This window comes from Bradyrhizobium sp. HKCCYLRH1034, from assembly GCF_051168375.1.
GTDB lineage: Bacteria > Pseudomonadota > Alphaproteobacteria > Rhizobiales > Xanthobacteraceae > Bradyrhizobium.
Genome location: NZ_JBNPUW010000005.1, coordinates 360,795 through 382,723, shown reverse-complemented (window position 1 = coordinate 382,723; position 21,929 = coordinate 360,795). Strand labels below are relative to the sequence as shown.

At 64.3% G+C, this 21,929-nt stretch carries 24 protein-coding genes, 1 tRNA gene and 1 pseudogene; 8 read left to right on the top strand and 18 right to left on the bottom strand.

Features of this window, described 5'->3' with window-relative positions; translation table 11 throughout:
- Nucleotides 1-10: 10 nt before the first annotated feature.
- Nucleotides 11-934, bottom strand: coding sequence for a LysR family transcriptional regulator (locus ACQR0W_RS14605; protein ID WP_315717522.1), 924 nt, complete (start codon nt 932-934; stop codon nt 11-13).
- A 7-nt stretch (nt 935-941) separates the two neighbouring features.
- On the bottom strand, nt 942-1,907 hold the full coding sequence (trxB, locus tag ACQR0W_RS14600) for a thioredoxin-disulfide reductase (protein WP_316171510.1): 966 nt from the start codon (nt 1,905-1,907) through the stop codon (nt 942-944).
- A gap of 289 nt (nt 1,908-2,196) precedes the next feature.
- Between trxB and ACQR0W_RS14595 the strand changes: the two genes are divergently transcribed.
- Entirely contained in the window at nt 2,197-2,676 is a 480-nt protein-coding gene (locus tag ACQR0W_RS14595) for an Lrp/AsnC family transcriptional regulator (protein ID WP_015664493.1), read from the top strand.
- A 61-nt stretch (nt 2,677-2,737) separates the two neighbouring features.
- Here the strand turns inward: ACQR0W_RS14595 and ACQR0W_RS14590 are convergent, their stop codons facing one another.
- The 5 genes from ACQR0W_RS14590 to ACQR0W_RS14570 all read right to left on the bottom strand — a co-directional run bounded on the left by ACQR0W_RS14590 (nt 2,738) and on the right by ACQR0W_RS14570 (nt 8,671).
- On the bottom strand, nt 2,738-3,142 hold the full coding sequence (locus ACQR0W_RS14590; RefSeq protein WP_316171512.1) for a DoxX family protein: 405 nt from the start codon (nt 3,140-3,142) through the stop codon (nt 2,738-2,740).
- 255 nt (nt 3,143-3,397) lie between these two features.
- Nucleotides 3,398-3,874 carry a transcription elongation factor GreA gene (gene greA, locus ACQR0W_RS14585; protein ID WP_315717519.1) on the bottom strand — a complete coding sequence of 159 codons (477 nt, stop codon included), beginning with the start codon at nt 3,872-3,874 and terminating at the stop codon, nt 3,398-3,400.
- 207 nt (nt 3,875-4,081) lie between these two features.
- A complete protein-coding gene (carB, locus tag ACQR0W_RS14580; RefSeq protein WP_315717518.1) occupies nt 4,082-7,546 on the bottom strand; it encodes a carbamoyl-phosphate synthase large subunit in 3,465 nt (1,154 codons plus the stop codon).
- 235 nt (nt 7,547-7,781) lie between these two features.
- Nucleotides 7,782-7,858: transfer RNA gene (locus ACQR0W_RS14575), tRNA-OTHER, on the bottom strand.
- A gap of 108 nt (nt 7,859-7,966) precedes the next feature.
- On the bottom strand, nt 7,967-8,671 hold the full coding sequence (locus tag ACQR0W_RS14570) for a class I SAM-dependent methyltransferase (protein ID WP_315717517.1): 705 nt from the start codon (nt 8,669-8,671) through the stop codon (nt 7,967-7,969).
- Between the two features lie 108 nt (nt 8,672-8,779).
- On the opposite strand from ACQR0W_RS14570, the gene ACQR0W_RS14565 reads away from it, so the two are divergent.
- The gene (locus ACQR0W_RS14565) at nt 8,780-9,307 is read left to right on the top strand and encodes a Dps family protein (protein ID WP_315717516.1); all 528 of its coding nucleotides are present in this window, start codon (nt 8,780-8,782) and stop codon (nt 9,305-9,307) included.
- A 94-nt stretch (nt 9,308-9,401) separates the two neighbouring features.
- Here ACQR0W_RS14565 and ACQR0W_RS14560 read toward each other — a convergent pair whose 3' ends face one another.
- From ACQR0W_RS14560 to ACQR0W_RS14545, 4 genes are all read right to left on the bottom strand, one after another.
- Entirely contained in the window at nt 9,402-10,196 is a 795-nt protein-coding gene (locus tag ACQR0W_RS14560) for a sulfite exporter TauE/SafE family protein (protein ID WP_315717515.1), read from the bottom strand.
- Nucleotides 10,197-10,300: 104 nt separating this feature from the next.
- Nucleotides 10,301-11,194, bottom strand: a complete 894-nt coding sequence (locus ACQR0W_RS14555) for an MBL fold metallo-hydrolase (RefSeq protein WP_315717514.1) — start codon at nt 11,192-11,194, stop codon at nt 10,301-10,303.
- 11 nt (nt 11,195-11,205) lie between these two features.
- A complete protein-coding gene (locus ACQR0W_RS14550) occupies nt 11,206-11,658 on the bottom strand; it encodes a DUF6691 family protein (protein WP_315717513.1) in 453 nt (150 codons plus the stop codon).
- Between the two features lie 6 nt (nt 11,659-11,664).
- On the bottom strand, nt 11,665-12,087 hold the full coding sequence (locus ACQR0W_RS14545) for a YeeE/YedE family protein (protein WP_315717512.1): 423 nt from the start codon (nt 12,085-12,087) through the stop codon (nt 11,665-11,667).
- Nucleotides 12,088-12,174: 87 nt separating this feature from the next.
- On the opposite strand from ACQR0W_RS14545, the gene ACQR0W_RS14540 reads away from it, so the two are divergent.
- Nucleotides 12,175-12,501: an ArsR/SmtB family transcription factor gene (locus ACQR0W_RS14540; RefSeq protein WP_315717511.1), complete on the top strand. Its 327-nt coding sequence runs from the start codon at nt 12,175-12,177 to the stop codon at nt 12,499-12,501.
- Here the strand turns inward: ACQR0W_RS14540 and ACQR0W_RS14535 are convergent.
- The 3 genes and pseudogenes from ACQR0W_RS14535 to carA form a co-directional block, all read right to left on the bottom strand.
- Nucleotides 12,502-13,018 (bottom strand): annotated as a pseudogene (locus tag ACQR0W_RS14535) (cupin domain-containing protein).
- An 82-nt stretch (nt 13,019-13,100) separates the two neighbouring features.
- Nucleotides 13,101-13,835, bottom strand: coding sequence for a hypothetical protein (locus ACQR0W_RS14530; protein WP_316171514.1), 735 nt, complete (start codon nt 13,833-13,835; stop codon nt 13,101-13,103).
- Between the two features lie 10 nt (nt 13,836-13,845).
- Nucleotides 13,846-15,036 carry a glutamine-hydrolyzing carbamoyl-phosphate synthase small subunit gene (carA, locus tag ACQR0W_RS14525; RefSeq protein WP_316171516.1) on the bottom strand — a complete coding sequence of 397 codons (1,191 nt, stop codon included), beginning with the start codon at nt 15,034-15,036 and terminating at the stop codon, nt 13,846-13,848.
- A gap of 181 nt (nt 15,037-15,217) precedes the next feature.
- On the opposite strand from carA, the gene ACQR0W_RS14520 reads away from it, so the two are divergent.
- The 4 genes from ACQR0W_RS14520 (at nt 15,218) to ACQR0W_RS14505 (ending at nt 18,977) form a co-directional block, all read left to right on the top strand.
- Nucleotides 15,218-15,673: a GatB/YqeY domain-containing protein gene (locus ACQR0W_RS14520; RefSeq protein WP_315717508.1), complete on the top strand. Its 456-nt coding sequence runs from the start codon at nt 15,218-15,220 to the stop codon at nt 15,671-15,673.
- 176 nt (nt 15,674-15,849) lie between these two features.
- A complete protein-coding gene (locus ACQR0W_RS14515; protein ID WP_315717507.1) occupies nt 15,850-17,457 on the top strand; it encodes an acyl-CoA synthetase in 1,608 nt (535 codons plus the stop codon).
- 208 nt (nt 17,458-17,665) lie between these two features.
- Nucleotides 17,666-18,442 carry a DUF2189 domain-containing protein gene (locus ACQR0W_RS14510; RefSeq protein WP_315717506.1) on the top strand — a complete coding sequence of 259 codons (777 nt, stop codon included), beginning with the start codon at nt 17,666-17,668 and terminating at the stop codon, nt 18,440-18,442.
- 112 nt (nt 18,443-18,554) lie between these two features.
- Nucleotides 18,555-18,977 (top strand): hypothetical protein, encoded by a 423-nt coding sequence (locus tag ACQR0W_RS14505; RefSeq protein ID WP_315826724.1) that lies wholly within the window; start codon nt 18,555-18,557, stop codon nt 18,975-18,977.
- A gap of 13 nt (nt 18,978-18,990) precedes the next feature.
- Here the strand turns inward: ACQR0W_RS14505 and ACQR0W_RS14500 are convergent, their stop codons facing one another.
- Genes ACQR0W_RS14500 through ACQR0W_RS14490 form a run of 3 tightly spaced genes read right to left on the bottom strand, consistent with a single transcriptional unit; the run spans nt 18,991 to nt 20,275 of the window.
- Nucleotides 18,991-19,503: an SRPBCC family protein gene (locus ACQR0W_RS14500; RefSeq protein WP_315717504.1), complete on the bottom strand. Its 513-nt coding sequence runs from the start codon at nt 19,501-19,503 to the stop codon at nt 18,991-18,993.
- A gap of 3 nt (nt 19,504-19,506) precedes the next feature.
- A complete protein-coding gene (locus ACQR0W_RS14495; RefSeq protein ID WP_316171518.1) occupies nt 19,507-19,968 on the bottom strand; it encodes an SRPBCC family protein in 462 nt (153 codons plus the stop codon).
- Nucleotides 19,961-20,275, bottom strand: a complete 315-nt coding sequence (locus ACQR0W_RS14490; RefSeq protein WP_315754598.1) for an ArsR/SmtB family transcription factor — start codon at nt 20,273-20,275, stop codon at nt 19,961-19,963. Before ACQR0W_RS14490 ends, ACQR0W_RS14495 begins: the two co-directional genes overlap by 8 nt.
- A 131-nt stretch (nt 20,276-20,406) precedes the next feature.
- Between ACQR0W_RS14490 and ACQR0W_RS14485 the strand changes: the two genes are divergently transcribed.
- Nucleotides 20,407-21,027, top strand: coding sequence for a LysE family translocator (locus ACQR0W_RS14485; protein WP_316171520.1), 621 nt, complete (start codon nt 20,407-20,409; stop codon nt 21,025-21,027).
- A 45-nt stretch (nt 21,028-21,072) separates the two neighbouring features.
- Here the strand turns inward: ACQR0W_RS14485 and ACQR0W_RS14480 are convergent, their stop codons facing one another.
- Entirely contained in the window at nt 21,073-21,909 is an 837-nt protein-coding gene (locus tag ACQR0W_RS14480; RefSeq protein WP_316171522.1) for a PhzF family phenazine biosynthesis protein, read from the bottom strand.
- Between the last annotated feature and the right edge of the window lie 20 nt (nt 21,910-21,929).

Below are 21,929 nucleotides of genomic sequence, written 5' to 3'. Positions count from 1 at the left end.
ATGCACAATCTTACGCCGGCCAGCGCTGCGCTTTGCTCACGACGAAGTCACGGAACACTTGAACGCGAGCGACCGTTTTCAATTCCTCGGGATAGACGAAGTAGGTGTCGAGCTGGATCGAATCCGACTCTCCGAACAATTGCACGAGACGGCTGTTTTCCTCGACGAGGTAGTCCGGCAGCGCGGCGATGCCGAGTCCTTGCTGGCAGGCGCGGACCAGGCCGAGAATGTTGTTGACCCTGAAATAGGCCTCGCGCGGACCGGAGCCGTTGCGGCCGGCATCGACCAGCCAGCTGCGGTTCTGGAGATGCGGCGCGACTTGGCCGTCGGCCAGCATGATGATGCGATGATCATCGAGCTCGTCGAGCGTGCGCGGCGTGCCGAAGCGCTTGACATATTCCGGTGAACAATAGGCGTGGAAGCTGATCGCGAACAGCTTGCGCTGGATCAGATCGGGCTGAGTCGGCTTGCGGGTGCGGATCGCCACGTCCGCCTCGCGCATCGACAGATCAAGCTCCTCGTCGGTGACGATCAGCGAGATCCGGATCTCCGGATAGAGCGCGGTGAATTCTCCGAGTCGCGGGATCAACCAGTTGATGCCGACGCCCGGCGTGGTCGTGATCTTCAGGTCGCCGCTCGGGCGCTCGCGGCTGTCGGTCAGCTTGGCGCGCGCCGCCTGCAGCTGCATGAAGACGTCATGCGCGGTTCGGAACAGGAGGTCGCCTTGCTCCGTCAGGATCAGCCCGCGGGCATGGCGGTGGAACAGCGAGACTGCGAGCTCCTGCTCGAGCGCGCTGACCTGGCGCGACACCGCCGATTGCGACAGCCCGAGCTGCTCCCCGGCATGCGTGAAGCTGCCTGCTTCCGCCGCTGCGTGAAACACCTTCAGCTTGTCCCAATCCATATCCGTAAATCCATCCCGTGATCGTGGCATCGTCAGTTCATTCCGCCGCGGCGCGTTCGCTCGCGGCGTGGGCGAGGAAGCGTTCGGCCTCGAGGGCGGCCATGCAGCCCATGCCGGCTGCGGTGATCGCCTGCCGATAGGTTTCATCGGCGACGTCGCCGGCTGCAAACACGCCGGGAACGGAGGTCGCGGTCGAGCCCGGCACCACCTCGACGTAACCGGAAGGCTTCAGTTTCAGTTGCCCCGCGACCAGCTCGGTTGCCGGCGCGTGGCCGATTGCAACGAACACGCCATCGGCGGGCAGCTCGGTGAGCGCGCCGGTCTTGACGTTCTTGAGCCGGACATGCGTGACCTTGGATGGCGAGCCGGCGCCGCAGATCTCATCGAGGGCGCTGTCCCAGACGACCTTGATCTTGGGATGCTTGAACAGCCGCTCCTGCAGGATGCGCTCGGCGCGGAAATGGTCGCGCCGGTGTACGACGGTGACGGTCGATGCGAAATTGGTCAGGAACAACGCTTCCTCGACCGCGGTGTTGCCGCCGCCGACGACGACGACCTCCTTTCCGCGATAGAAGAAGCCGTCACAGGTCGCACAGGCCGAGACCCCGAAGCCCTTGAACGTCTCCTCCGACGGCAGCCCGAGCCAGCGCGCCTGGGCGCCGGTCGCCAGAATGATGGTCTCGGCGAGGTAGACGTCACCGGAGTCGCAGGTCAGGCGGAACGGACGCTGTCCCAGCTCCAGCTTGGTCACGAGGTCCGTCTTGATCTGGGCGCCGACATGCGTCGCCTGCTTTTCCATCTGCTCCATCAGCCAGGGACCCTGGATGACGTCGGCAAATCCCGGATAGTTCTCCACGTCGGTGGTGATGGTGAGCTGGCCGCCTGGCTGGATGCCCTGAATCAGCACCGGCTCCAGCATAGCTCGTGCCGCGTAGATCGCCGCCGTATAGCCAGCAGGGCCGGAACCGATGATGACGACTTTGGCATGGATCGGAGCTTGCATGTGGCCGAAGACTCGCTGGAAAAGGGAGGATTACCGACGCAGCGAGCGGAATGCGCGGAAGAAACGCTCCGAAGCCCCATCGAAAATGTCAAATCCAAGTCTAAGCCATCTGGCAAGCTATGCAAGAATTGCAACGCATCTCGGCGAATTTTCCCTTCACGAGCCGGTCAACAGGGGAAATCTAAAGCAATAAAATTGCGTGGATTGACCGGCTTGCGCTAAGAGAGTTGCCCATCGTCGCCCGGCGCCCCCTGCGCCTCCTCCTGTTCCGCCAGAGCCCACAATCCCCGTGTCCAAGAATCTTGATGAGATCGATCTCAAAATCCTGAGCGAAATTCAGGCCGACGGCAGGATCACCAATGTCGAGCTCGCCAAGCGGGTCGGCATCTCGCCGCCGCCTTGCTTGCGCCGCGTGCGGACCCTGGAGGAGGAAGGCTACATCACCGGCTACCGGGGCCTGCTCGACCCGCGCAAGCTCGGCTTCGACGTGACCGTGTTCGCCTCGGTCCACCTGTCGAGCCAGGCGGACGCCGATCTGAAGGCGTTCGAAGAGTTCGTGCGCTCCGAGCCGCTGGTGCGGGAATGTTGGATGCTGTCCGGCGAGGTGGACTTCATCCTGAAATGCGTGGCACCGGACATGGCGACGTTTCAGGAGTTCGTGACCCACCTGACGGCGGCACCTCACGTGCGCAACGTGCGAACGTCCCTGGTGCTGCACAACTCGAAATACGAGGCGGCGGTGCCGCTCGAGGTCAAGGGACGCAGCTAGGCCCACCGCCATTCCGGGTTCGCCTCGTTCGAGGCGCCCCGGAATGACTGTGAGTGAAAGCCTACGCCTTCTTACGCAGCATCGCGTCGAGGCTGATCGGACCCCCGCCGGCCGTCGCCAGATAAAGGCATGAGAAGCAGAATGCGATTGCCGCGGTGCCGTTGTTCAGGAGAGGCAGCCACACCGGTTCACCTGTCTTGAACATGTGACCGAGGAAATAGGCGAAGGCCATCTGACCCGACAGAATGAACGCGACGGGCCGCGTGAGCAGACCCACCATCAGCAATCCGCCCAGCACGAGCTCGATCAGGCCGGCCGTATAGATGAGCGGCGGAATGTTTGCGAAATACGGGATCACTGGAAACTTGAAGATCTTCGCCACGCCGTATTGAAACAGCAACAGGCCCGTGACGAAGCGAAACAGGCTGAGTACAGCCGGTTGCCATTTCGAGAACATCTGCTCCATGTCGATTATCCCCCAATCAAAGCCATCATGATGCGACGGACCGGACCCATCCTCCCGGCACGGCTCGTCGGTTCTGCACTAGCTCATTCCCGAAAGCCCGTCACCGGCGTGTGGCCTGCAGCCCGATGAATTGACCGTGTGCTGCCGAACGCCATTGTGCCGCAGTGCGGCCGGCCAAACGACGAAGGGCCGCGCCTTCGCGCAGCCCTGGTTTCGTCCCAACGGTCACAGGCACCGCTCCGGTGCCTCGGGTCCTCAGCGCCACTCGACCTTGGCGATCTCATAGGACTTGGCGCCGCCGGGCGCCATGACCTCGACGGTGGTGCCCATCTTCTTGCCGATCAGCGCGCGCGCCAGCGGCGAGGTGATCGAGATCTTGCCCTTCTTGGCGTCCGCCTCGACCTCGCCGACGATCTGCCAGACCGTCTTCTTCTCGGTGTCCTCGTCGATCAGGGTCACCGTCGCGCCGAACTTGATCGTGTCGCCGGAGAGCTTGGTCACATCGATGATGTCGGCGCGCGCGAGCTTGTCCTCGAGCTCGGCGATGCGGCCCTCGTTGTGAGACTGCTCTTCCTTGGCGGCGTGATATTCCGCGTTCTCGGACAGGTCGCCATGCGAACGCGCTTCCGCGATATGTTCGATGATGCGCGGACGGTCCACCGATTGGCGCTGCTTGAGCTCGTTCTCCAACGCGGCGTAGCCCATCGAAGTCATGGGAACCTTTTCCACCATCTCTTCTCGTCCTTCAGTCGTGCGGGCGGGGGCGCGCACGATCAGCATCTTCAGAATAGGCCTTTGCGGCTCAAAGCAAAGCCTCAAGGCCCGGCAAGACCGTCCCGTCAAAGGCCGGTACAACATCGAACGGGGCGGCGAGTTCCTGAAAGCTTCTATTGCCGATTGTTGCCAACCGCTTAGCGGGCGTTCGCCCGCGCTCTGCGATTAGTTTTCGGAAAAGTAACTCTGCAGGGTGCGGACCTCAAGGTCTCCCCCGAGATAGGCACGGATGCCTTGCGCGGCCGCCACGGCACCCGAAAGAGTGGTGTAATACGGCACTTTATGCAAGAGGGCAGCGCGCCGCAGCGAGCGGCTGTCGGCCAGCGCCTGCGGGCCTTCGGTGGTGTTGAAGACCAGCTGGATGTCGCCGTTGGTGATAGCGTCCACGATGTGCGGCCGGCCTTCCAGCACCTTGTTGATCTTCTCGGTCGGCACGCCCTGGTCTGTCAGGAAGCGCTGGGTCCCGGAAGTCGCTACCACCTTGAAGCCGAGTTCGTGCAGCATCCGCACCACCTCGGTGATGCGCGCCTTGTCGCTTTCACGCACCGACACGAACACCGTGCCTTTGCGCGGCACGCGTGTGCCGCCCCCGAGCTGGCTCTTGGCGAACGCCACGGCGAACGAGCGGTCGATGCCCATCACCTCGCCGGTGGAGCGCATCTCCGGGCCGAGCACGGTGTCGACGCCGGGGAAGCGGGCGAACGGGAAGACCGATTCCTTCACCCCGACATGCTTGAGCGCGCGCTTGGTCAGCCCGAAATCGGCGAGCTTCTCGCCCGCCATGATCCGGGCCGCGATCTTGGCGACCGGCGTGCCGACCACCTTGGCGACGAAGGGCACCGTGCGCGAGGCGCGCGGATTGACCTCGAGCACGTAGATCGTGCCGTCCTTGATCGCATATTGCACGTTCATCAGGCCGACGACGTCGAGCCCGAGCGCCAGCTCGCGGGTCTGCCGCTCAAGCTCGGCGATGGTCGCCTCGTCGAGCGAATGCGGCGGCAGCGAGCAGGCGGAATCGCCGGAATGGATGCCAGCCTCCTCGATGTGCTCCATGATGCCGACGATGAAGGTGTCCTTGCCGTCGGAAAGGCAGTCCACATCGATCTCGGTGGCGTCCGACAGGTAGCGGTCGAACAGCAGCGGGTTCTTGCCCAGCACCGTGTTGATCTGGCCGGTTTTGTCGTTGGGATAGCGCGCCTTGACGTCGGCCGGCACCAGCTCCGGCAGGGTGCCGAGCAGGTAGTCGCTGAGCTGGTTGTCCTCGCGGATGATCTGCATCGCGCGGCCGCCGAGCACATAGGACGGGCGCACCACCAGCGGCAGGCCGAGATCGGCCGCCACTAGGCGCGCCTGCTCGACCGAATAGGCGATGCCGTTCTTCGGCTGCTTCAGGTGCAGCTTGTCGAGGATGCGCTTGAAGCGGTCGCGGTCCTCGGCCAGGTCGATGGCTTCCGGCGAGGTGCCGAGGATCGGTACCTCGGCGGCTTCGAGCGCGCGCGCGAGTTTCAGCGGCGTCTGGCCGCCGAACTGCACGATGACGCCATGCACGGTGCCGTTCTTTCGCTCGGTGGCGATGATCTCGAGCACGTCCTCGGCCGTCAGCGGCTCGAAATACAGCCGGTCGGCGGTGTCATAGTCAGTCGAGACCGTCTCCGGATTGCAGTTGACCATGATGGTCTCGTAGCCGGCATCGGCCAGCGCGAAACAGGCATGGCAGCAGCAATAGTCGAACTCGATGCCCTGGCCGATCCGGTTCGGACCGCCGCCGAGAATGATTACTTTCTTCTTGTCCGACGGCGCGCTCTCGTCGCCGAGAGCGCCGGCAAACGGCGTCTCATAGCTCGAATACATGTAGGCGGTCGGCGAAGCGAACTCCGCTGCGCAGGTGTCGATTCGCTTGAACGCCGGACGGACGCCGAGCGCCTGCCGCTTGGCGGCGACCTCGGCTTCGGTGGTGTTGGCGAGCACCGCGAGCCGCGCGTCGGAGAAGCCCATCGCCTTCAGCGTGCGCATGCCGCTGGCATTCGGCGGCAGGCCATGACGGCGAACCTTGTCCTCCATCTCGACGATGCCGCGCATCTGCGCCAGGAACCACGGATCGATCTTGCAGGAGTTGAAGATGTCCTCGTCCGACCAGCCGAGGCGCATCGCCTGCGCCACCTGGAGCAGGCGGTTCGGGGTCGGCGTGCCCAGGGCGGCGCGGATCGCATTCTTGTCATCGCCGCGGCCGAGCCCCTCGATGTCGATCTCGTCGAGGCCGGTGAGGCCCGTCTCCAGGCCGCGCAGCGCCTTTTGCAGGCTTTCCTGGAACGTGCGGCCGATCGCCATGACTTCGCCGACCGACTTCATCGAGGTCGTCAAGGTGGTCGAGGCGCCCGGGAATTTCTCGAAGGCAAAGCGGGGGATCTTGGTGACGACGTAGTCGATCGTCGGCTCGAACGAGGCCGGGGTCGCGCCGCCGGTGATGTCGTTGGCGATCTCGTCCAGCGTGTAGCCGACCGCGAGCTTGGCCGCGACCTTGGCGATCGGGAAGCCGGTCGCCTTGGAGGCCAAGGCCGAGGAGCGCGACACGCGCGGATTCATCTCGATCACGACCATGCGGCCGTCGGCCGGGTTGACGCCGAACTGCACGTTGGAGCCGCCGGTCTCGACGCCGATCTCGCGCAGCACCGCCAGCGAGGCGTCGCGCATGATCTGATATTCCTTGTCGGTCAGCGTCAACGCCGGCGCCACCGTGATCGAGTCGCCGGTGTGCACGCCCATCGGATCGAGGTTCTCGATCGAGCAGACGATGATGCAGTTGTCGTGTTTGTCGCGGACGACCTCCATCTCGTACTCCTTCCATCCGAGCACCGATTCCTCGATCAGCACTTCGTTGGTGGGGGAGGCATCGAGACCGCGCTCGATGATGTCGAGATACTCTTCCTTGTTGTAGGCGATGCCGCCACCGGTGCCGCCCATGGTGAAGGAGGGACGGATGATCGCGGGCAGGCCGATCTCGGACAGCGCCATCAGCGCCTGTCCCAGCGCATGCTCCTGATAGCGCTTGCGGCGCTCGTTCTCGCCGAGCGTCCATTGCCGGTCGAGCTCGTCGCGCGCGGCGCCCGACAGCGTCTCGCGCTCGGCCAAGTATTTGTCTCGATACTGCTTCTTCAGCGCCGACGCATTGGCGAGCCGCGACTTCGGGGTCTGCAGCCCGATCTTCTCCATCGCATTGCGGAACAGCTGGCGGTCCTCGGCCTTGTCGATCGCGTCAGCCGTCGCGCCGATCATTTCGACGTCGAACTTCTCCAGTGTCCCCTGCCGGCGCAGCGACAGCGCGCAGTTCAGCGCGGTCTGCCCGCCCATGGTCGGCAGCAGTGCGAAGCCGCCGGGGATGACGTGGCGTTCCTTCTCGATGATCTTGGCGACGATCTCCGGCGTGATTGGCTCGATATAGGTCGCATCGGCCAATTCCGGATCGGTCATGATCGTGGCCGGATTGGAATTGACGAGGACGACGCGATAGCCCTCCTCCTTCAGCGCCTTCACCGCCTGCGTACCGGAATAGTCGAATTCGCAGGCCTGGCCGATCACGATCGGACCGGCGCCAATGATCAGGATGGTCGAGATGTCGGTTCGTTTCGGCATTCAAGCTCACGGGCAAGAAACGGGCAGGAATTGGGCACAAAAAAAGGGCGCGCGTGCCGCGCGTCCCCGAAGGCCAAGGCGCGACCATTGCTCGCGCGCGAGCGGTCTTTAGACCAGTTTCCTCTGAGCGAAAAGGGTTTTGGGCCGAAATCAACGGCCAATTTGGCCGAAGAGGGTCTGAGGGGCACGGCGCCGTCGCTGGCTCGCCGAGCCGAAGCTGCGCAGCAGCGACGGCTGGAGGCCCGGCCTGGACTTGAACCAGGTTCAAGAGCGTTGCACCGCTCTTCGCGTCGTAGCTTCCGCCACCGGGCCGGGGGTGATCTTACCTCTCACGGCCGCGTGAGCCAGCCCGTGTTTCAGTTAACCCTAATCCGGTTGCTCGATGTTGGGCCACGGCGTGGGGTTGGTCGGCTCGGCCGGTCACACGGTTCCCATTGCCGGCTGCGCCACGAAGGTCATGCGCCAGGGATTGTGGCCGATATTCTTCGGCGCCCGGACGGCAGAGAGGCCGGCCTTCTTCAGCCGTGCCAGGATCTCGGCCTCGCTGTAGCGCTGCAGGCCGACCTTGGTCCGCAACTGCCGGTAATCGGACAGGGCAGTGGCGACCAGCCCGACCAGGGCATCCTTGAGGAAGCCGTCCCGCGCCGCGAACATCAGCAGCGCGAGCACGTCACGGCCCATGCCGACGTCCGGACGCAGGACGTCGCCGAGGACGAACTTTCCCGACGGCTTCAGCAGCCGCCTGATCACGGCCAGGGCTGCATCGAATTCCGCCTCGCTCATGTACTGGGCCACGGAGTTCATGACCACGAGGTCGATCGAGCCTTCCTGCATGTTGCGCAGCTCGTCCAGCGACCGCACGCGGATCTTGGTGTTGGGGGCGAAGCGCGCGATCAGCCGGCCGCGCACGCCCGGCGCCGGCTCGGCCAGGATGAGCGTCATGCAGGCGTCGGCGACCTTGGCGGCCGACAGGGCCTCTCCGCAGGAATAGTCGAGAACGACTGCGTCGGGCGAGGGAATATAGCCGACGATGTCGCGCGCGATCCCCTCGAAGTGCAGGTCGCGATGCAGCTTGCTCGCATAGATCGTGTGCGTGGAATCGTAATAATCGATCCAGTCGTCCATGGCGGGTTCCGGCAAACACAGTTCCTTGATCGGAACTGGAGGGGTCAGCGAGCGTTAACGGGTCCGATCATCCGTGTCCATCGCTGCTTCTAACAGGAAGGCCAAGCCGTGAGTAAAGCAAAGACCGACAAGACCGCCCCCGAGCTCGATACCCCGACCGATCTGTCCCCGGATGCCGTGAACAAGATCTCGACGGCATTGAACACGCTGCTTGCGGACGCCTTTGCGCTCTATCTGAAGACCAAGAACTTCCACTGGCACGTCAGCGGACGGCATTTCCATGACTACCACGAAATGCTCGACGAGCAGTCGGACGCGATCTTTGCCACCACGGACCAGCTCGCCGAGCGCGTGCGCAAGCTCGGTGGCACCACGCTGAAATCGATCAGCCAGATCAGCAAGCTGCAGACCATCAAGGACAACAACGAGGAGTATGTGCCGCCGCGCGAGATGTTGCGGGAGTTGATGGAGGACAACAAGCACGTCGCGGCTGCGATGCGGAAAGCGCACGGGCTGTGCGACGACAATGACGATCCCGCCACCGCGGGACTGCTGGAGACCTTCATCGACGAGACCGAGCGCCGCACTTGGTTCTTGTTCGAAGCCAGCCGCCAGGAAGGCAGCAACGCGGCGTAGGCGGGCCAGCGTCGAGTTGAGGTCCGGGCGCGCTGCGAGGACGTGGCGCGCCGGTCCGGCCTCGATGCCGGCCTCCGGCTCATACCATGCCAGGCTATGCGGAGTGGCCGAGTGCCGACCAGCTCCGATAGATCATGTAAGCCGCCACCACGAATACCACCGTGGCAAACACCTTGTTCAGGGTGCCGCGCGTACCGGACAGGCGAGCCGCCAGCTTCGCACCGACCAGGCCACCGGCGATGCCGGCGACGAGAAAGGTCGCCGCCAGCGCCCAGTCGACCAGTCCCGACAGCGCGTAGTTTGCTGCGGTCGTCAGTCCGAACGCCGTGACGGACACGAGCGAGGAGCCGATCGCGTAGAGGATCGGCATGCCCGTCGCAAACATCAGAGCCGGAACGATCAGGAAGCCGCCGCCGATGCCGAAGAAGCCGGACAGTGTTCCCGTGCCGAAACCGAATGCCAAGAGCGGCAACAGATTGTCGCGCGAAAGCTTGACGTCCAGCTGGCTGTTCGTGCCGCGCCTGCGCAGCATCAAGAGGCCGATCACGATCATGACCAGGGCGAACAGCAGCAGCAGCTTCTGACCGTCGACCATCTTGCCGAGCGTCGAGCCAGCGAAGGCGCCGACCACGCCCGTTGCAGCAAACACCAGCGCGCAAGGCCATTTGACGTTCCCGGAGCGGGCATGATTGGCGAGATTGGCCGCCGCGTTGATCGCTACGGCGACCGCGCTCGTGCCGATCGCGACGTGGGGATTGCCGACGCCTACCAGATACACCATGAGCGGCACGGCCAGCACCGATCCGCCCCCGCCGATCAGGCCGAGCGTGAATCCGACGAAAGAGCCCGACAGCGAGCCGAGCGCAAGCTGGGCAGCGGACAAGGTCATCCTGCGATGCTCCGGAGTGGCGTGCCGCGCCGGCGCCCGGCCGTTGCCAAATGGGAAAGCCGAGCCGCGACGTCTGCCGCGTGGTCGGTGGGGCGAGGGGTGTCCTAGAGTGCGTTGAGCGGGACTTTCAGGAAGCGCCGGCCGTCCTGATCGGGCGTCGGCAGCCGTCCCGCCTTCATGTTCACCTGCAGGGAGGGGATGATCAGCTTGGGCATGTCCAAGGTGCGGTCGCGCGCCTCGCGGGCGGCGACGAACTGATCCTCGGTGATGCCGTCGCGGACGTGGATGTTGTGCGCGCGCTGCTCGGCCACCGTCGTTTCCCAGCGGATGTCGCGGCCGTTTGGACCGTAGTCGTGGCACATGAACAGCCGCGTCGCGTCAGGCAACTCCAGCACCCGGCGGATCGAGCGATACAGCGTGCGGGCATCGCCGCCAGGAAAGTCGGCGCGTGCCGAGCCGCCGTCCGGCATGAATAGCGTGTCGCCGACGAAGGCGGCGTCTCCGATCACATGAGTCATGCAGGCCGGCGTGTGCCCCGGCGTATGCATGGCGAAGGCGGTGATTGCGCCGATCCGGTAGGTGTCGCCATCATGGAACAGGCGGTCGAACTGGCTGCCGTCGCGCTGAAACTCGGTGCCTTCGTTGAAGATCTTGCCGAACGTCTCCTGCACCATCCTGATGTTGGCGCCGATGCCGATCCTGCCGCCCAGCCTTGACTGGATGTAGGGCGCCGCCGACAGATGGTCGGCATGGACATGGGTCTCGATCAGCCAGTCCAGTTGCCAGCCGCGATCCTCGATCAGGCGAATGATCTCGTCGGCCGAATGCGGTGCGATGCGCCCCGATGCATAGTCGATGTCCATGACCGAATCGATCACCGCGCAGGCCCGCGAGCCTGGGTCCTTGACCACATAGCTGACGGTGTTGGTGGCGCGATCGAAGAACGGTGTGACCTCGGGTTTCACTGACAGGTCGACCGGATGAGGAATGCCGGACATTCAAGCCTCCCTCATTCTGAAGCGACTGCGGCGAGCGAGGGCCGGCGGCTCGCGAGCATGCGGGCTGCGGCCATTCCGATCATCATGGCCGTGACGAACAGGACGATGGCAGGCGAGCCGTAGCCGAGCGCCACGAAGGCCGGGCCCGGGCAGATGCCGGCGAGGCCCCAGCCGATGCCGAAGATCGCAGGGCCGGTTGCGATCCGCCAATCCAGCGTCTGAAAGGATGGCAGGTGGAATTGGTCACCGAGGACGGGACGCCGGCGCCGGAAAACCAGTCGGAAGCCGGCGAAGGTGACCCCCACCGCTCCAGCCATCACGAGGATCAGGCTCGGATCCCAGCCGCCGAAGCGGATCGCCGCGAAATCGAGGAAGTTGAGCACCTTCTCTGGATTGGACATGCCCGAGAGCAGCAGCCCGAGTCCGAAGATGAGGCCGACGGTGAACTGGACGAAAATGATCATGGTGCCTCACAGCACGTGGCGAACGAGGAAGGTGGTCGCGACCGCGGTGGCCATGAACACCAGCGTGGCGACGATCGAGCGCGGCGAGAGGCTGGCGATGCCGCAGACGCCATGACCCGAGGTGCAGCCGTTGCCCCAGACCGCCCCGAAGCCGACCAGCAGCCCGGCTGCAACCATATCGATCGGACCGACCTCCAGCTTCAGCGGCGGCAGGCTCCCGCTGACGATGCGGACTGCAAGGGCGGCGGCGACCAGCCCTCCTATGAAGGCGAGCCGGCCAGCGAGCGCACCGTCCCAGGGTGGCAACAGCCGCGCGGCGATGCCGCTGACGCCGGCAATACGGCCGGTCAGGCCCATCAGCATGACGGCTGCAGCGCCGATGAGGGCGCCGCCTGCGAGCGCCGTGACCGCTGTATACTCCGTGATCATATCGTCCTTGATTCCTCGTCGGGGGCATGTTGCAATCGGCTATCATGTGCATTATTGCATATATACGAAAATGAAGAAGTAACAATCATGACAACACAGGCCAGGCGCAAAACCCGTGAGGCCATGGTGGCGGCGCTCGACGACAAGGCGGAGGAGGCGGCGGGCCTGCTCGCTGCCATGGCGAATTCGAAGCGCCTCATGGTGCTCTGCAACCTCATCGACGGCGAGCGCGCGGTCGGCGATCTCGCCGAACAGGTCGGGTTGCGACAGGCGGCGCTGTCTCAGCATCTCGCGAAGATGCGCGCGCTCGATCTCGTCGCCACCCGGCGCGATGGCCAGACCATCTACTATCGGCTGGCGAGCCGGGAGGTCCGCGAGATCCTGCAGACGCTGTATCGGCTGTATTGCGCCTGATCAGCGCGCCTGGTGCCACAGGCGCGTGAGCGGGCCGCCCGCGCCGAGCACAGGATCGGTCGCGGGCAGCGGCACCTCCGGAATGGTTTTCGATGCGCGGGCGTGGTTCTCCGGCGTCGGCCGCGTGATCTGCATCTTCGGTCCGGGCGGATAGGCGCCGACGATGCAGAAATCGCTGCTGGCAGCGATGCATTGATGTCCAGTGCCGGCCGGCAGGATGGCGACGTCGCCCGGCCTGAGCTCCAGCTCCCGGCCCTGATCGCCGCCGAAGCGGACCCGCGCCGTTCCGGCGGCGACACCCAGCGCCTCGTGCACGGTCGCATGATAGTGCAGATAGTCGTAGACGCCGTTGCGCCACATGTCGCCCCAGCCATTGGCCGCGAACACGCGCTCGACACTGGCGGCCGAGATCAATGGCGTTCTTGTAGACCAGAAACGGCATCGGATTGTTCGGCACCAGGCCGTCATCTTCGAACACGATCGCCAGCGGCTCAACCCCCTCCTTGATCGCAGACATTGGAGCCTCCGGTGACCCGAGCATAAGCTAAAATTCAACGGCGGCAGAGGCCGCGAGCTCCGTGCTCACCCAAGTAGGTTGTCTACTTCACTAGGCCATCAAGAATGCTAAAGCCTTTGCTCTTGAGCCAGTTGAGAAGAGAATCTTTGGCAACGAGAGCTGCCACCCCAATTGCAGCTTTGCCGAACTGCTGAATCAAAGCCCCCAATGGCTTGAGAGCGAATTCGTTCAAGTACATCCAAGTAATCTGCTTATCTTCCTTCAGCCGTCTCGCGGCCATCGAAAGTTTGTCCAGGATAAATGTCTTTTCCTCCGGACGGGTTGCGGCGTAGCCATTGTCGCCCCGGAGTTTCTCAATCACGTCATCTAATTTTTCAACAGCTCTTCGTTGGGCTTCATCGGAGCCATCAAGCGGTATCGGCTCCCACAAGTCACCTTCCGACCCAGCGGGAAGCGTCAACTCATCGAGGGCTAGATCGCGCTGCAATTTTGCGTAGAATTCATCTTCGAAGCGGTCGACCTTAATAAGTCCGCTTTTCGAAATTCTGTAGCCATCCAAGGCAACCTCGTAAGTCGCGCCTCCTTGAATCGCTATACCAGCAAAAGTCGATTTTTCACGCGTTTCAGTCCGCTGCTCCACGTCTCGCTGACTTACTAGTTGAGTCAACTCCATTCTGATCGCGTTTGCTGGCTGTGCCGCAAGCGCCGACCTAATTTGTGCGAACGTAAGATAGGTCGTTGTGTCGTCGAAGAAACGATGATGCAGGATCATCAAGATCTGGTCAGAAATCGACTGTAGATCCAATCGACGCCGCATCATTGTTTCCTTAGGCGCGCTTCTTCTCGCGCATCAGCTCGGCGAAGCGCTGAAAGAGGTAATGCGAGTCGCGCGGGCCGGGCGAAGCTTCCGGGTGGTACTGCACCGAGAACACCGGTTTGCCCTCGAGCTGGATGCCGCAATTCGAGCCGTCGAACAGCGAGATGTGGGTCTGCGTCGCGCCCGATGGCAACGTGTCCTGGTCGACCGCGAAGCCATGGTTCATCGAGGTGATCTCGACCTTGCCAGTGGTCTCGTCCTTGACCGGATGGTTGGCGCCGTGATGGCCCTGGTGCATCTTCTTGGTCTTGGCGCCGACCGCAAGCCCGAGCATCTGATGGCCGAGGCAGATGCCGAAGGTCGGTGTGCCCGACGAAATCACCTGCTGAATGACCGGCACGGCATATTTACCGGTCGCCGCGGGATCGCCGGGTCCGTTCGACAGGAACACGCCGTCCGGCTTCATCGCCAGGATGTCCTCGGCCGGCGTCGTCGCCGGCACCACCGTCACCTTGCAGCCGACGCCGGCGAGCAGGCGCAGGATGTTGCGCTTGATGCCGTAGTCGATCGCGACGACGTTGAACTCCGGATTGACCTGTCGGCCGAAGCCCTCGTTCCACACCCAGGGGGTCTCGTCCCAGGTGAAGCGCTGGGCGGAGGTCACCATCGGCACGAGGTCCATGCCCTCCAGGCCGGGCCATTCCCGCGCTTCCTTCTTCAGGGCGTCGAGGTCGAAATTGCCGTCCTTGGCATGCGCGATCACGGCGTTCGGCATGCCCTTGGAGCGGATCAGCGCGGTCAGCGCCCGGGTGTCGATGCCGGACAGCCCGATGATTCCGCGCGCACGCAGCCACTGGTCGAGATGGCGGGTGGCGCGGTAGTTCGACGGATCGGTGATCGCGGTGCGCAGGATCACCCCGCGTGCGCCCGGCGTCGCCGCCATGTTCACCGTCTCGATATCCTCGTCGTTGGTGCCGACATTGCCGATATGCGGGAAGGTGAAGGTGATGAGCTGGCCGGCATAGGACGGATCCGTCAGGATCTCCTCATAGCCGGTCATGGCGGTGTTGAAGCAGACCTCGCCCACGGCGTGGCCTTCGGCGCCGAGGCCGTAGCCTTCCAGCACCGTGCCGTCGGCGAGCACGAGGAGCGCGGTCGGTTTATGGTCCGGCCAGGCGGCGTCAGTATCGATGTGTGTCATGAGGCCCCTACATAGTGCCCCAGGCGCGCGGCGTCAAAGCGGGAAGCGGCCGATTCACATGCGATTTCGGTCAATTCGGCCGGAGTTTCGAGGCATCCGACCGGAACGGATGCGGAACCGTGTTGTTTCGGGTGGGCGAACCGCCTAGACCAGCGCCAATGGATTTTGAGAGGGCGAGAGCATGCTGCGCGACGACATCAACAATGCGGTCAAGGAGGCGATGAAGGCCAAGGACGAGCGCAAGCTGTCCACCCTTCGCATGGTGAACTCGACCTTGAAGAACGCCGACATCGCCGCGCGCGGCGAAGGCAAGCCGCCCTTGACCGACGCCGACGTGCTCGCGGTGCTGCAGAAGATGATCAAGCAGCGTCAGGAGTCGGTCGAGCTGTATGAAAAGGGCGGCCGCGCTGAGCTCGCCGCCGGCGAGCGCGAGGAGATCGCGGTCATCTCGGCCTATCTGCCGAAGCAGATGAGCGACGACGAGGTGAAGACCGCCATCTCCGCTGCAGTCGCCGAGACCGGCGCCGCCGGCATGAAGGACATGGGCAAGGTGATCGCCGTGCTGAAGGCCAAGTACACCGGGCAGATGGATTTCGCCAAGGCGAGCGCGCTGGTGAAGGCGGCGCTGTCGGGCTAGGCCGCGCGACGCGAAGCGCCCATGCATCCCCACATCGTCATGCCCGGGCTTGTCCCGGGCATCCACGTCTTTAAGACTGTCATCAAGAAGAAAGACGTGGATGGCCGGGCCTTCGCCGCGCCGAAGGGGCTTCGGCCCCGCAGGCGGGTCTTCGCCTGGCCATGACGGAGAGAACAATGCTCAAGGAAACGTCCGACTACGACCAGCTCACTCGCGACTTCCGCTGGGACATCCCGGCGCAGTTCAACATCGCGGTCGCGACCTGCGATCGCCACGCCGACGGCTCGGGGCGCCTGGCGCTGATCGTCGTCGAAGAGGACGGCGCCGCACGGCGCGTCTCATTCGATGAGCTGCGCGATTACTCCTGCCGCTTCGCCAACGTATTGAAGGCCGATGGTCTCGCGCAGGGCGACCGCGTCGCGGTGTTCCTGTCGCAGTCGCTGGAGCTGCCGATCGTCCATCTGGCGGCGTTCCGCGCCGGTCTCGTCTCGGTGCCGCTGTTCACGCTGTTCGGCGAGGACGCGCTGCAATTCCGGCTGCAGAACTCCGGCGCCAAGGTCGTCGTCACCGACGCCACGGGCCTTGCGAAGCTCGCGCGCATTCGCGACCGCCTGCCGGAACTCAAGACGATCTATGTCACTGACGGCGACGGCCTCGGCGCCCAAGCCTTCTGGCCGACGCTGGAGCGCGCCTCCGATCAATTCCCGACCGTCGCCACGTCGAGCGACGACCCTGCCATCATCATCTATACCTCGGGTACGACCGGAAATCCCAAGGGCGCGCTGCACGCCCATCGCGTACTGCTCGGCCACCTGCCCAATGTCGAGATGGTGCACGGCTTCCTGCCGAAGCCCGGCGACGTCATGTGGACGCCGGCGGATTGGGCATGGATCGGCGGCCTGTTCGATGCGCTGTTTCCTGCATGGTATCACGCGATCCCGATGATCGGTTATCGCGCCAGGAAATTCGAGCCGCAGGCCGCAATGCAACTGATGGCGGACTACGCCGTCCGCAACGTGTTCCTGCCCCCGACCGCGCTGAAGTTGATGCGCCAGGCCAATGTCAAGCACGAGGGCGTCAAGCTGCGCAGCATCCTCACCGGCGGCGAGTCGCTCGGCGCCGAGCTGCTCGACTGGGTGCGCGCGACCTTCGGCATCGATGCGCACGAGATCTACGGCCAGACCGAATGCAATCTCGTCGTCGGCAACAATGCGAGGCTGTTTCCGATCCGGCCGGGCTCGATGGGCAAGGCGACGCCGGGCTTCGAGGTGCTGATCGTCAACGACAAGGGCGAGGAGCTGCCGCGCGGAGAGAGGGGCATCATCGGCGTGCGCCAGCCCAATCCCTGCACCATGATCGAATATTGGCGCAATCCGGAGGCGACGCAGAAGAAGTTCGCGGGCGACGTGCTGCTGACAGGCGATCTCGGCACCCAGGATGACGACGGCTATTTCTGGTATGCGAGCCGCGAGGACGATGTCATCACGTCGGCCGGCTATCGCATCGGCCCGGCGGAGATCGAGGACACGCTGCTCAAGCATCCGGCAGTCGCGCTGGCGGCCGTCGTCGGCATTCCCGACCCGGTGCGCACGGAGGCCATCAAGGCGTGGATCGTGCTGCGCCCTGGCTTCGTTGCAAATGACACGCTGTCGCGAGAGATCCAGGACTTCGTCAAAGTGAAGCTTGCCGCGCACGAATACCCGCGCCACGTTGAATTCACCGACACCCTGCCGATGACGGCGACCGGCAAGGTGCTGAGGCGGGAGTTGCGGGCGCGGGGGTAGGGGGCTCCCGTTCGTGGGTGCCCAATGGTGCGCCTGGCTCCCTCGCCTCGCTGGCAGTCCCGCGCGGCACGACGGATGGCGACAGACGAGTGCAAAACTGCATCGTCATATGTGATCGCTCCGCCCCTCTGCCCACAAGTTGAAATTGAAATCCCCGCCCTCCCGCTGTTAGCATCACGGCAACAACAACATTCAGGAGGGACCGCCGATGACCGCATCCGTCTCGGGACGATCCGATCCCGTGGTGCGCCGCATCACCACGGCCGATATTGCCGAAGCCTTGACGCAAGGCCTCCGCGATTTTCAGGCTCAGCCCATGTTCGGCCTTGCTTTCGGGCTGATCTATGTACTCGGCGGCATCAGCATCGTGCTGTGCGTCACCGCCTTCGGGATGGTCTACTTGGCCTATCCGCTGGCCGCAGGGTTTGCGCTGATCGGCCCGTTCGTCGCGATCGGTCTCTACGAGGTCAGCCGCCGCCGCGAACTCGGCCAGCCGATTTCCTATGGCGGGATCTGGCGCACGATCACTTCGCGCGGCGAGATCGGCTGGATGGCGTTCGTGACGCTATTTTTCTTCATCATCTGGATGTACCAGGTGCGCCTCCTGATCGCGCTGCTGCTCGGGCTCAATGCCTCGTTCTCCAGCATCAAGGAGTTCATGACCGTGGTGCTGACGACCAACGAGGGTCTGCTCTTCCTCGCGATCGGCAATCTCGACGGCGCCGCTCTATCGCTGGTGCTGTTCTCGCTCACGGTCGTGTCGTTTCCGCTGCTGCTGGAGCGCGACGTCGATTTCGTGACGGCGATGATCACCAGCGTGCGCGCGGTCGTGACGAGTCCCGGCCCGATGATCGGCTGGGCCGCCGTCATCACCGTGCTGCTGATCATTTCGGCATTACCGTACTTCCTCGGGCTGCTGGTCACTGTGCCGGTGCTGGGCCATGCGACCTGGCATCTGTACCGCCGGATCGTAGCTCCGGCATAAGGCAAGGGCGAGCCGCGACGTAGGTTCGATGGCGCATGGACGCCGTCGAACGGGCTCGTTTCGAAACGCGGCTCGCCGGTGGTCCGGCCGGCCCCAATGTCGGAGGAGGATGATGCCGGACAACATCGCGTTGTTTGCCACGATCGTCTTGTTGCTGCCGATGTTCTATCTGCTGCTGGCCGCGCCGGCCTTTCTGCTGGTGCGGCTCGACATCGTGCCGGTCACCCGGCTCCTGCGCGGCATGTTCGACTCCTACTTCGTGGCGCTTTCGATCGCTGGCGGCATCGGCGCGCTCGCCGTGCTGGCCGACGGCCGCCCCGTTCTGGGGCTGGGCATTGGGCTGATCGCGGCGTTCGCGCTGCTCTCGCGCCGCTGGTTTCTGCGGCAGATGGACGCGCGTATCCGCGACAGGGATTCTGGCGATGCGACGGCCCTGCGTCGGCTGCGTTGGTTACATTGGGGTGGCATGCTGAGCAATGCGGTCCAGGTCGGCGCCGTCCTCGCCAGCATCCCACAGATCGCCGCGGTGTCGTAGCAGGCCTTGTCGTTTAAGGTACTGCAATCCCCATCGCCTTCAGGGCCGCCAGCATGCGCGTCGGCGGCGTCATCTTCACCGCGAGCGGCTTGCCCGTCTCGAGCACGCTCTTGAGGCTCGACAGGATGGCCGGCCAGCCCTGGCGTCCGCCAGACAGGATGTCGTCGGAGAGCGGCCGCTCATGCGCTTCAGTCATCGTGAGACGGACGGCGTCGCCGGCCGGTTCGATCTCATAGGTCACGAGCGTGCGGCCCAGTGCCTCGACGAGGCCGGGCCAGTTGACGTCCCAGGTGACGGTCAGCCGGTGCGGCGGCTCGCAGACGATCACCTGGCCGCTGATGTGTTCGGAGCCGTCCGGCGCGCGCACGATGAAGGCGCCGCCCGCCCTCAGTTCGGCTTCCACGGCGAAGCCGAAGAAATATTGCCGGCTGAACTCGGCGGAGGTCAGCGCCTGCCACACCTTCTCAGGGCTGGCGGCGATGTAGATCGTGTAGACGGTGGCGGGCTTGAACTTTGCAAGATCCATCGCTCAGACTCCCTTGCCGAGCGCTGACATCGGGATCACCAGCGCCGTTCCGGTCTCAAGCAGACTTTTTAGGCCGGACATGATCGCGGGCCAGCCGTTGGAAACCGCATCGAGCAATCTCCGTGCCCCTTCGAAGCCTTCATGCGTCAGGGTCAGCTTGACGGAGTTGCCGTGCTGTTCGATCGCGAACACGACCTTGGTCGGCTGCTCGTTGCGAAACTCGTCTTTCAGGACGTGCTGGAAGGTGTAGGAGAGCCGGCGTGGCGGATCGAACTCCAGAATCTGGCCGACATCCGTCGCCATCCCGTCGGTCACCAGCGTGAACGGCGAGCCGACGCGCCAGTCGGAATGCAGTTCGGTGCCGAACCAGTAGCGCTTTGCGAATTCGTTTGATGTCAGCGCTTCCCACAATTTCTCGGGCGTCGTCGCGATATACGTGACGTAGACGAATTCGGGCTTACTCATCGCGCTCCTCCAATTGCCGCTTCAACTCGCTGAGCGCGGCGAGCTTGCCGCGCTCGAATTTCCTGATCCAGCGCTCCCCGATGTGATGGATCGGCACCGGATTGAGATAGTGCAGCTTCTCGCGGCCATGCCGGATCGTCGCGACCAGATTGGCCGCTTCCAGAATGGCAAGGTGCTTGGTCACGGCCTGTCGCGTCATCGCGAGGCCGTCGCAGAGTTCGGTCAGGGTTTGCCCGTTCCGCGCGTGGAGCCTGTCGAGCAGGGCGCGTCGTGAGCCGTCCGCAAGCGCCTTGAAGACATCATCCATGTGAGAAAGAATAGGCAACCAAATGGTTGCGTGTCAAGAACGCTGCGCTGTGGATCGCGCGAGGACAAGCGGGCTTTCCTCTGCAGACATGTCGTGCATTAGTGAGCGCCTCATTCGCATCGAGGCGCCTCATGTCCCTGCAAGTCTATCTCGCCTTCGTCGCCGCCTGTATCGGGCTGGCGCTGCTGCCGGGTCCCGTCGTGACGCTGCTGATCGCCAACGGTCTGCGCCACGGGACCCGCGCCGCGCTCATCAATATCGCCGGCGTGCAGACCGGGCTGGCGATCGCGATCGGCATCGTCGCCGTCGGCCTGACGTCGCTGATGGCCACGATGGGCTATTGGTTCGAATGGGTGCGGCTGGTCGGTGCGGCCTATCTGGTGTGGCTCGGAATTCAGCTCATCCGCTCGCCGATCGAGGGGATCTCTGCGGGCGAGGCGCCGCCACCGCCGCCGCGCGGCGGCTTTTTCCTGCAGGGGCTGCTGGTGCTGCTCTCAAACCCGAAGGTGATGGTGTTCTTCGGCGCGTTCCTGCCGCAGTTCATGGACATGAGCCGGGATCACGTGCCGCAGGTCGGTTTGCTCGGCGTCACTTTCATGGTGATCGCGGGTCTCACCGACGCGATCTATGCGCTGCTCGCGGGCCGTGCGCGAAAACTGTTCTCGGCCAGGCGGACGCGGCTGGTGTCGCGCATCTCCGGCGGCTTCATGATCGGCGGCGGCGTGTGGCTGGCGCTGACCCGGGCACGGTGAGCACGCGTTCGGCCCCGCGGCCGCATCGCCGTCTGCTGACGCGCGCTACAGGCTGATCGTCCCCTTCACCACCGGCGCGACGTCGCCGCCGATCCAGATCGTGTCGCCGTCCTGCGCGACATGGACGCGGCCGGCGCGACCGAGCACGGTGCCCTGGGAGGCGACATATTGCTTCGGAGCAATTCCGGCTCCGATCAGCCATTGCGCCAGACTTGCATTGAGGCTGCCCGTCACCGGGTCCTCGCCGCCGCCCCACATGAAGCCGCGGACCTCGTAGTCGGCATCTGTGCCATCTTGCGCCCGATCCCATGGCGCAACAACGCCGATCGGCTGTTGCGGCAGCGACGCCGGATTGTAGCGGATGTCGAGCAGCGCGCGGCGCGAGTCGATCAGCACGCCGATCCAGCCCGGGCCGTTGTCGATCCACTGCACGGCGCGCATCGTGCTCGTTGGGATGCCGAGCGCTGCTGCGATCCTGCTCGTCAGCTCGGCATCGACGGCGCCGGAGCGGCGGAGGGGCGGGGCGGCGAAGGCGAGGCGATCTCCGTCACGCTTGATGCGCACGAGGCCCGCGCCGCATTCCTGCACCACATGCTCGCCCTTTGGCCGGCCGCCGAGCGCGAGCCATACGTGGCATGAGCCGAGCGTCGGATGGCCCGCAAAAGGCAGTTCGCGCTGCGGGGTGAAGATGCGCACGCGATAATCAGCGCCCGGATTCTGAGCGCGTGACAGGAAGGTCGTCTCGGACAGATTGGTCCAGTTGGCGATCGCCTGCATCGCTGCATCGTCGAGGCCGTCGGCCTCGGCGATCACGGCGAGCGGGTTGCCTTTGAAGGCGACCTTGGAGAACACGTCGACTTGATGGAACGGAAGCGCGAGCATTGCGGTGCCCTCCTCGATGT

What these genes read in the sequence shown, in the direction of transcription:
- ACQR0W_RS14605 (WP_315717522.1), bottom strand. Translation starts at nt 934, where the DNA reads ATGCCACGATCACGGGATGGATTTACGGATATGGATTGGGACAAGCTG.
- trxB (WP_316171510.1), bottom strand. Translation starts at nt 1,907, where the DNA reads ATGCAAGCTCCGATCCATGCCAAAGTCGTCATCATCGGTTCCGGCCCT.
- ACQR0W_RS14590 (WP_316171512.1), bottom strand. Translation starts at nt 3,142, where the DNA reads ATGGAGCAGATGTTCTCGAAATGGCAACCGGCTGTACTCAGCCTGTTT.
- greA (WP_315717519.1), bottom strand. Translation starts at nt 3,874, where the DNA reads ATGGTGGAAAAGGTTCCCATGACTTCGATGGGCTACGCCGCGTTGGAG.
- carB (WP_315717518.1), bottom strand. Translation starts at nt 7,546, where the DNA reads ATGCCGAAACGAACCGACATCTCGACCATCCTGATCATTGGCGCCGGT.
- ACQR0W_RS14570 (WP_315717517.1), bottom strand. Translation starts at nt 8,671, where the DNA reads ATGGACGACTGGATCGATTATTACGATTCCACGCACACGATCTATGCG.
- ACQR0W_RS14560 (WP_315717515.1), bottom strand. Translation starts at nt 10,196, where the DNA reads ATGACCTTGTCCGCTGCCCAGCTTGCGCTCGGCTCGCTGTCGGGCTCT.
- ACQR0W_RS14555 (WP_315717514.1), bottom strand. Translation starts at nt 11,194, where the DNA reads ATGTCCGGCATTCCTCATCCGGTCGACCTGTCAGTGAAACCCGAGGTC.
- ACQR0W_RS14550 (WP_315717513.1), bottom strand. Translation starts at nt 11,658, where the DNA reads ATGATCATTTTCGTCCAGTTCACCGTCGGCCTCATCTTCGGACTCGGG.
- ACQR0W_RS14545 (WP_315717512.1), bottom strand. Translation starts at nt 12,087, where the DNA reads ATGATCACGGAGTATACAGCGGTCACGGCGCTCGCAGGCGGCGCCCTC.
- ACQR0W_RS14540 (WP_315717511.1), top strand. Translation starts at nt 12,175, where the DNA reads ATGACAACACAGGCCAGGCGCAAAACCCGTGAGGCCATGGTGGCGGCG.
- ACQR0W_RS14530 (WP_316171514.1), bottom strand. Translation starts at nt 13,835, where the DNA reads ATGCGGCGTCGATTGGATCTACAGTCGATTTCTGACCAGATCTTGATG.
- carA (WP_316171516.1), bottom strand. Translation starts at nt 15,036, where the DNA reads ATGACACACATCGATACTGACGCCGCCTGGCCGGACCATAAACCGACC.
- ACQR0W_RS14520 (WP_315717508.1), top strand. Translation starts at nt 15,218, where the DNA reads ATGCTGCGCGACGACATCAACAATGCGGTCAAGGAGGCGATGAAGGCC.
- ACQR0W_RS14515 (WP_315717507.1), top strand. Translation starts at nt 15,850, where the DNA reads ATGCTCAAGGAAACGTCCGACTACGACCAGCTCACTCGCGACTTCCGC.
- ACQR0W_RS14510 (WP_315717506.1), top strand. Translation starts at nt 17,666, where the DNA reads ATGACCGCATCCGTCTCGGGACGATCCGATCCCGTGGTGCGCCGCATC.
- ACQR0W_RS14505 (WP_315826724.1), top strand. Translation starts at nt 18,555, where the DNA reads ATGCCGGACAACATCGCGTTGTTTGCCACGATCGTCTTGTTGCTGCCG.
- ACQR0W_RS14500 (WP_315717504.1), bottom strand. Translation starts at nt 19,503, where the DNA reads ATGGATCTTGCAAAGTTCAAGCCCGCCACCGTCTACACGATCTACATC.
- ACQR0W_RS14495 (WP_316171518.1), bottom strand. Translation starts at nt 19,968, where the DNA reads ATGAGTAAGCCCGAATTCGTCTACGTCACGTATATCGCGACGACGCCC.
- ACQR0W_RS14490 (WP_315754598.1), bottom strand. Translation starts at nt 20,275, where the DNA reads ATGGATGATGTCTTCAAGGCGCTTGCGGACGGCTCACGACGCGCCCTG.
- ACQR0W_RS14485 (WP_316171520.1), top strand. Translation starts at nt 20,407, where the DNA reads ATGTCCCTGCAAGTCTATCTCGCCTTCGTCGCCGCCTGTATCGGGCTG.
- ACQR0W_RS14480 (WP_316171522.1), bottom strand. Translation starts at nt 21,909, where the DNA reads ATGCTCGCGCTTCCGTTCCATCAAGTCGACGTGTTCTCCAAGGTCGCC.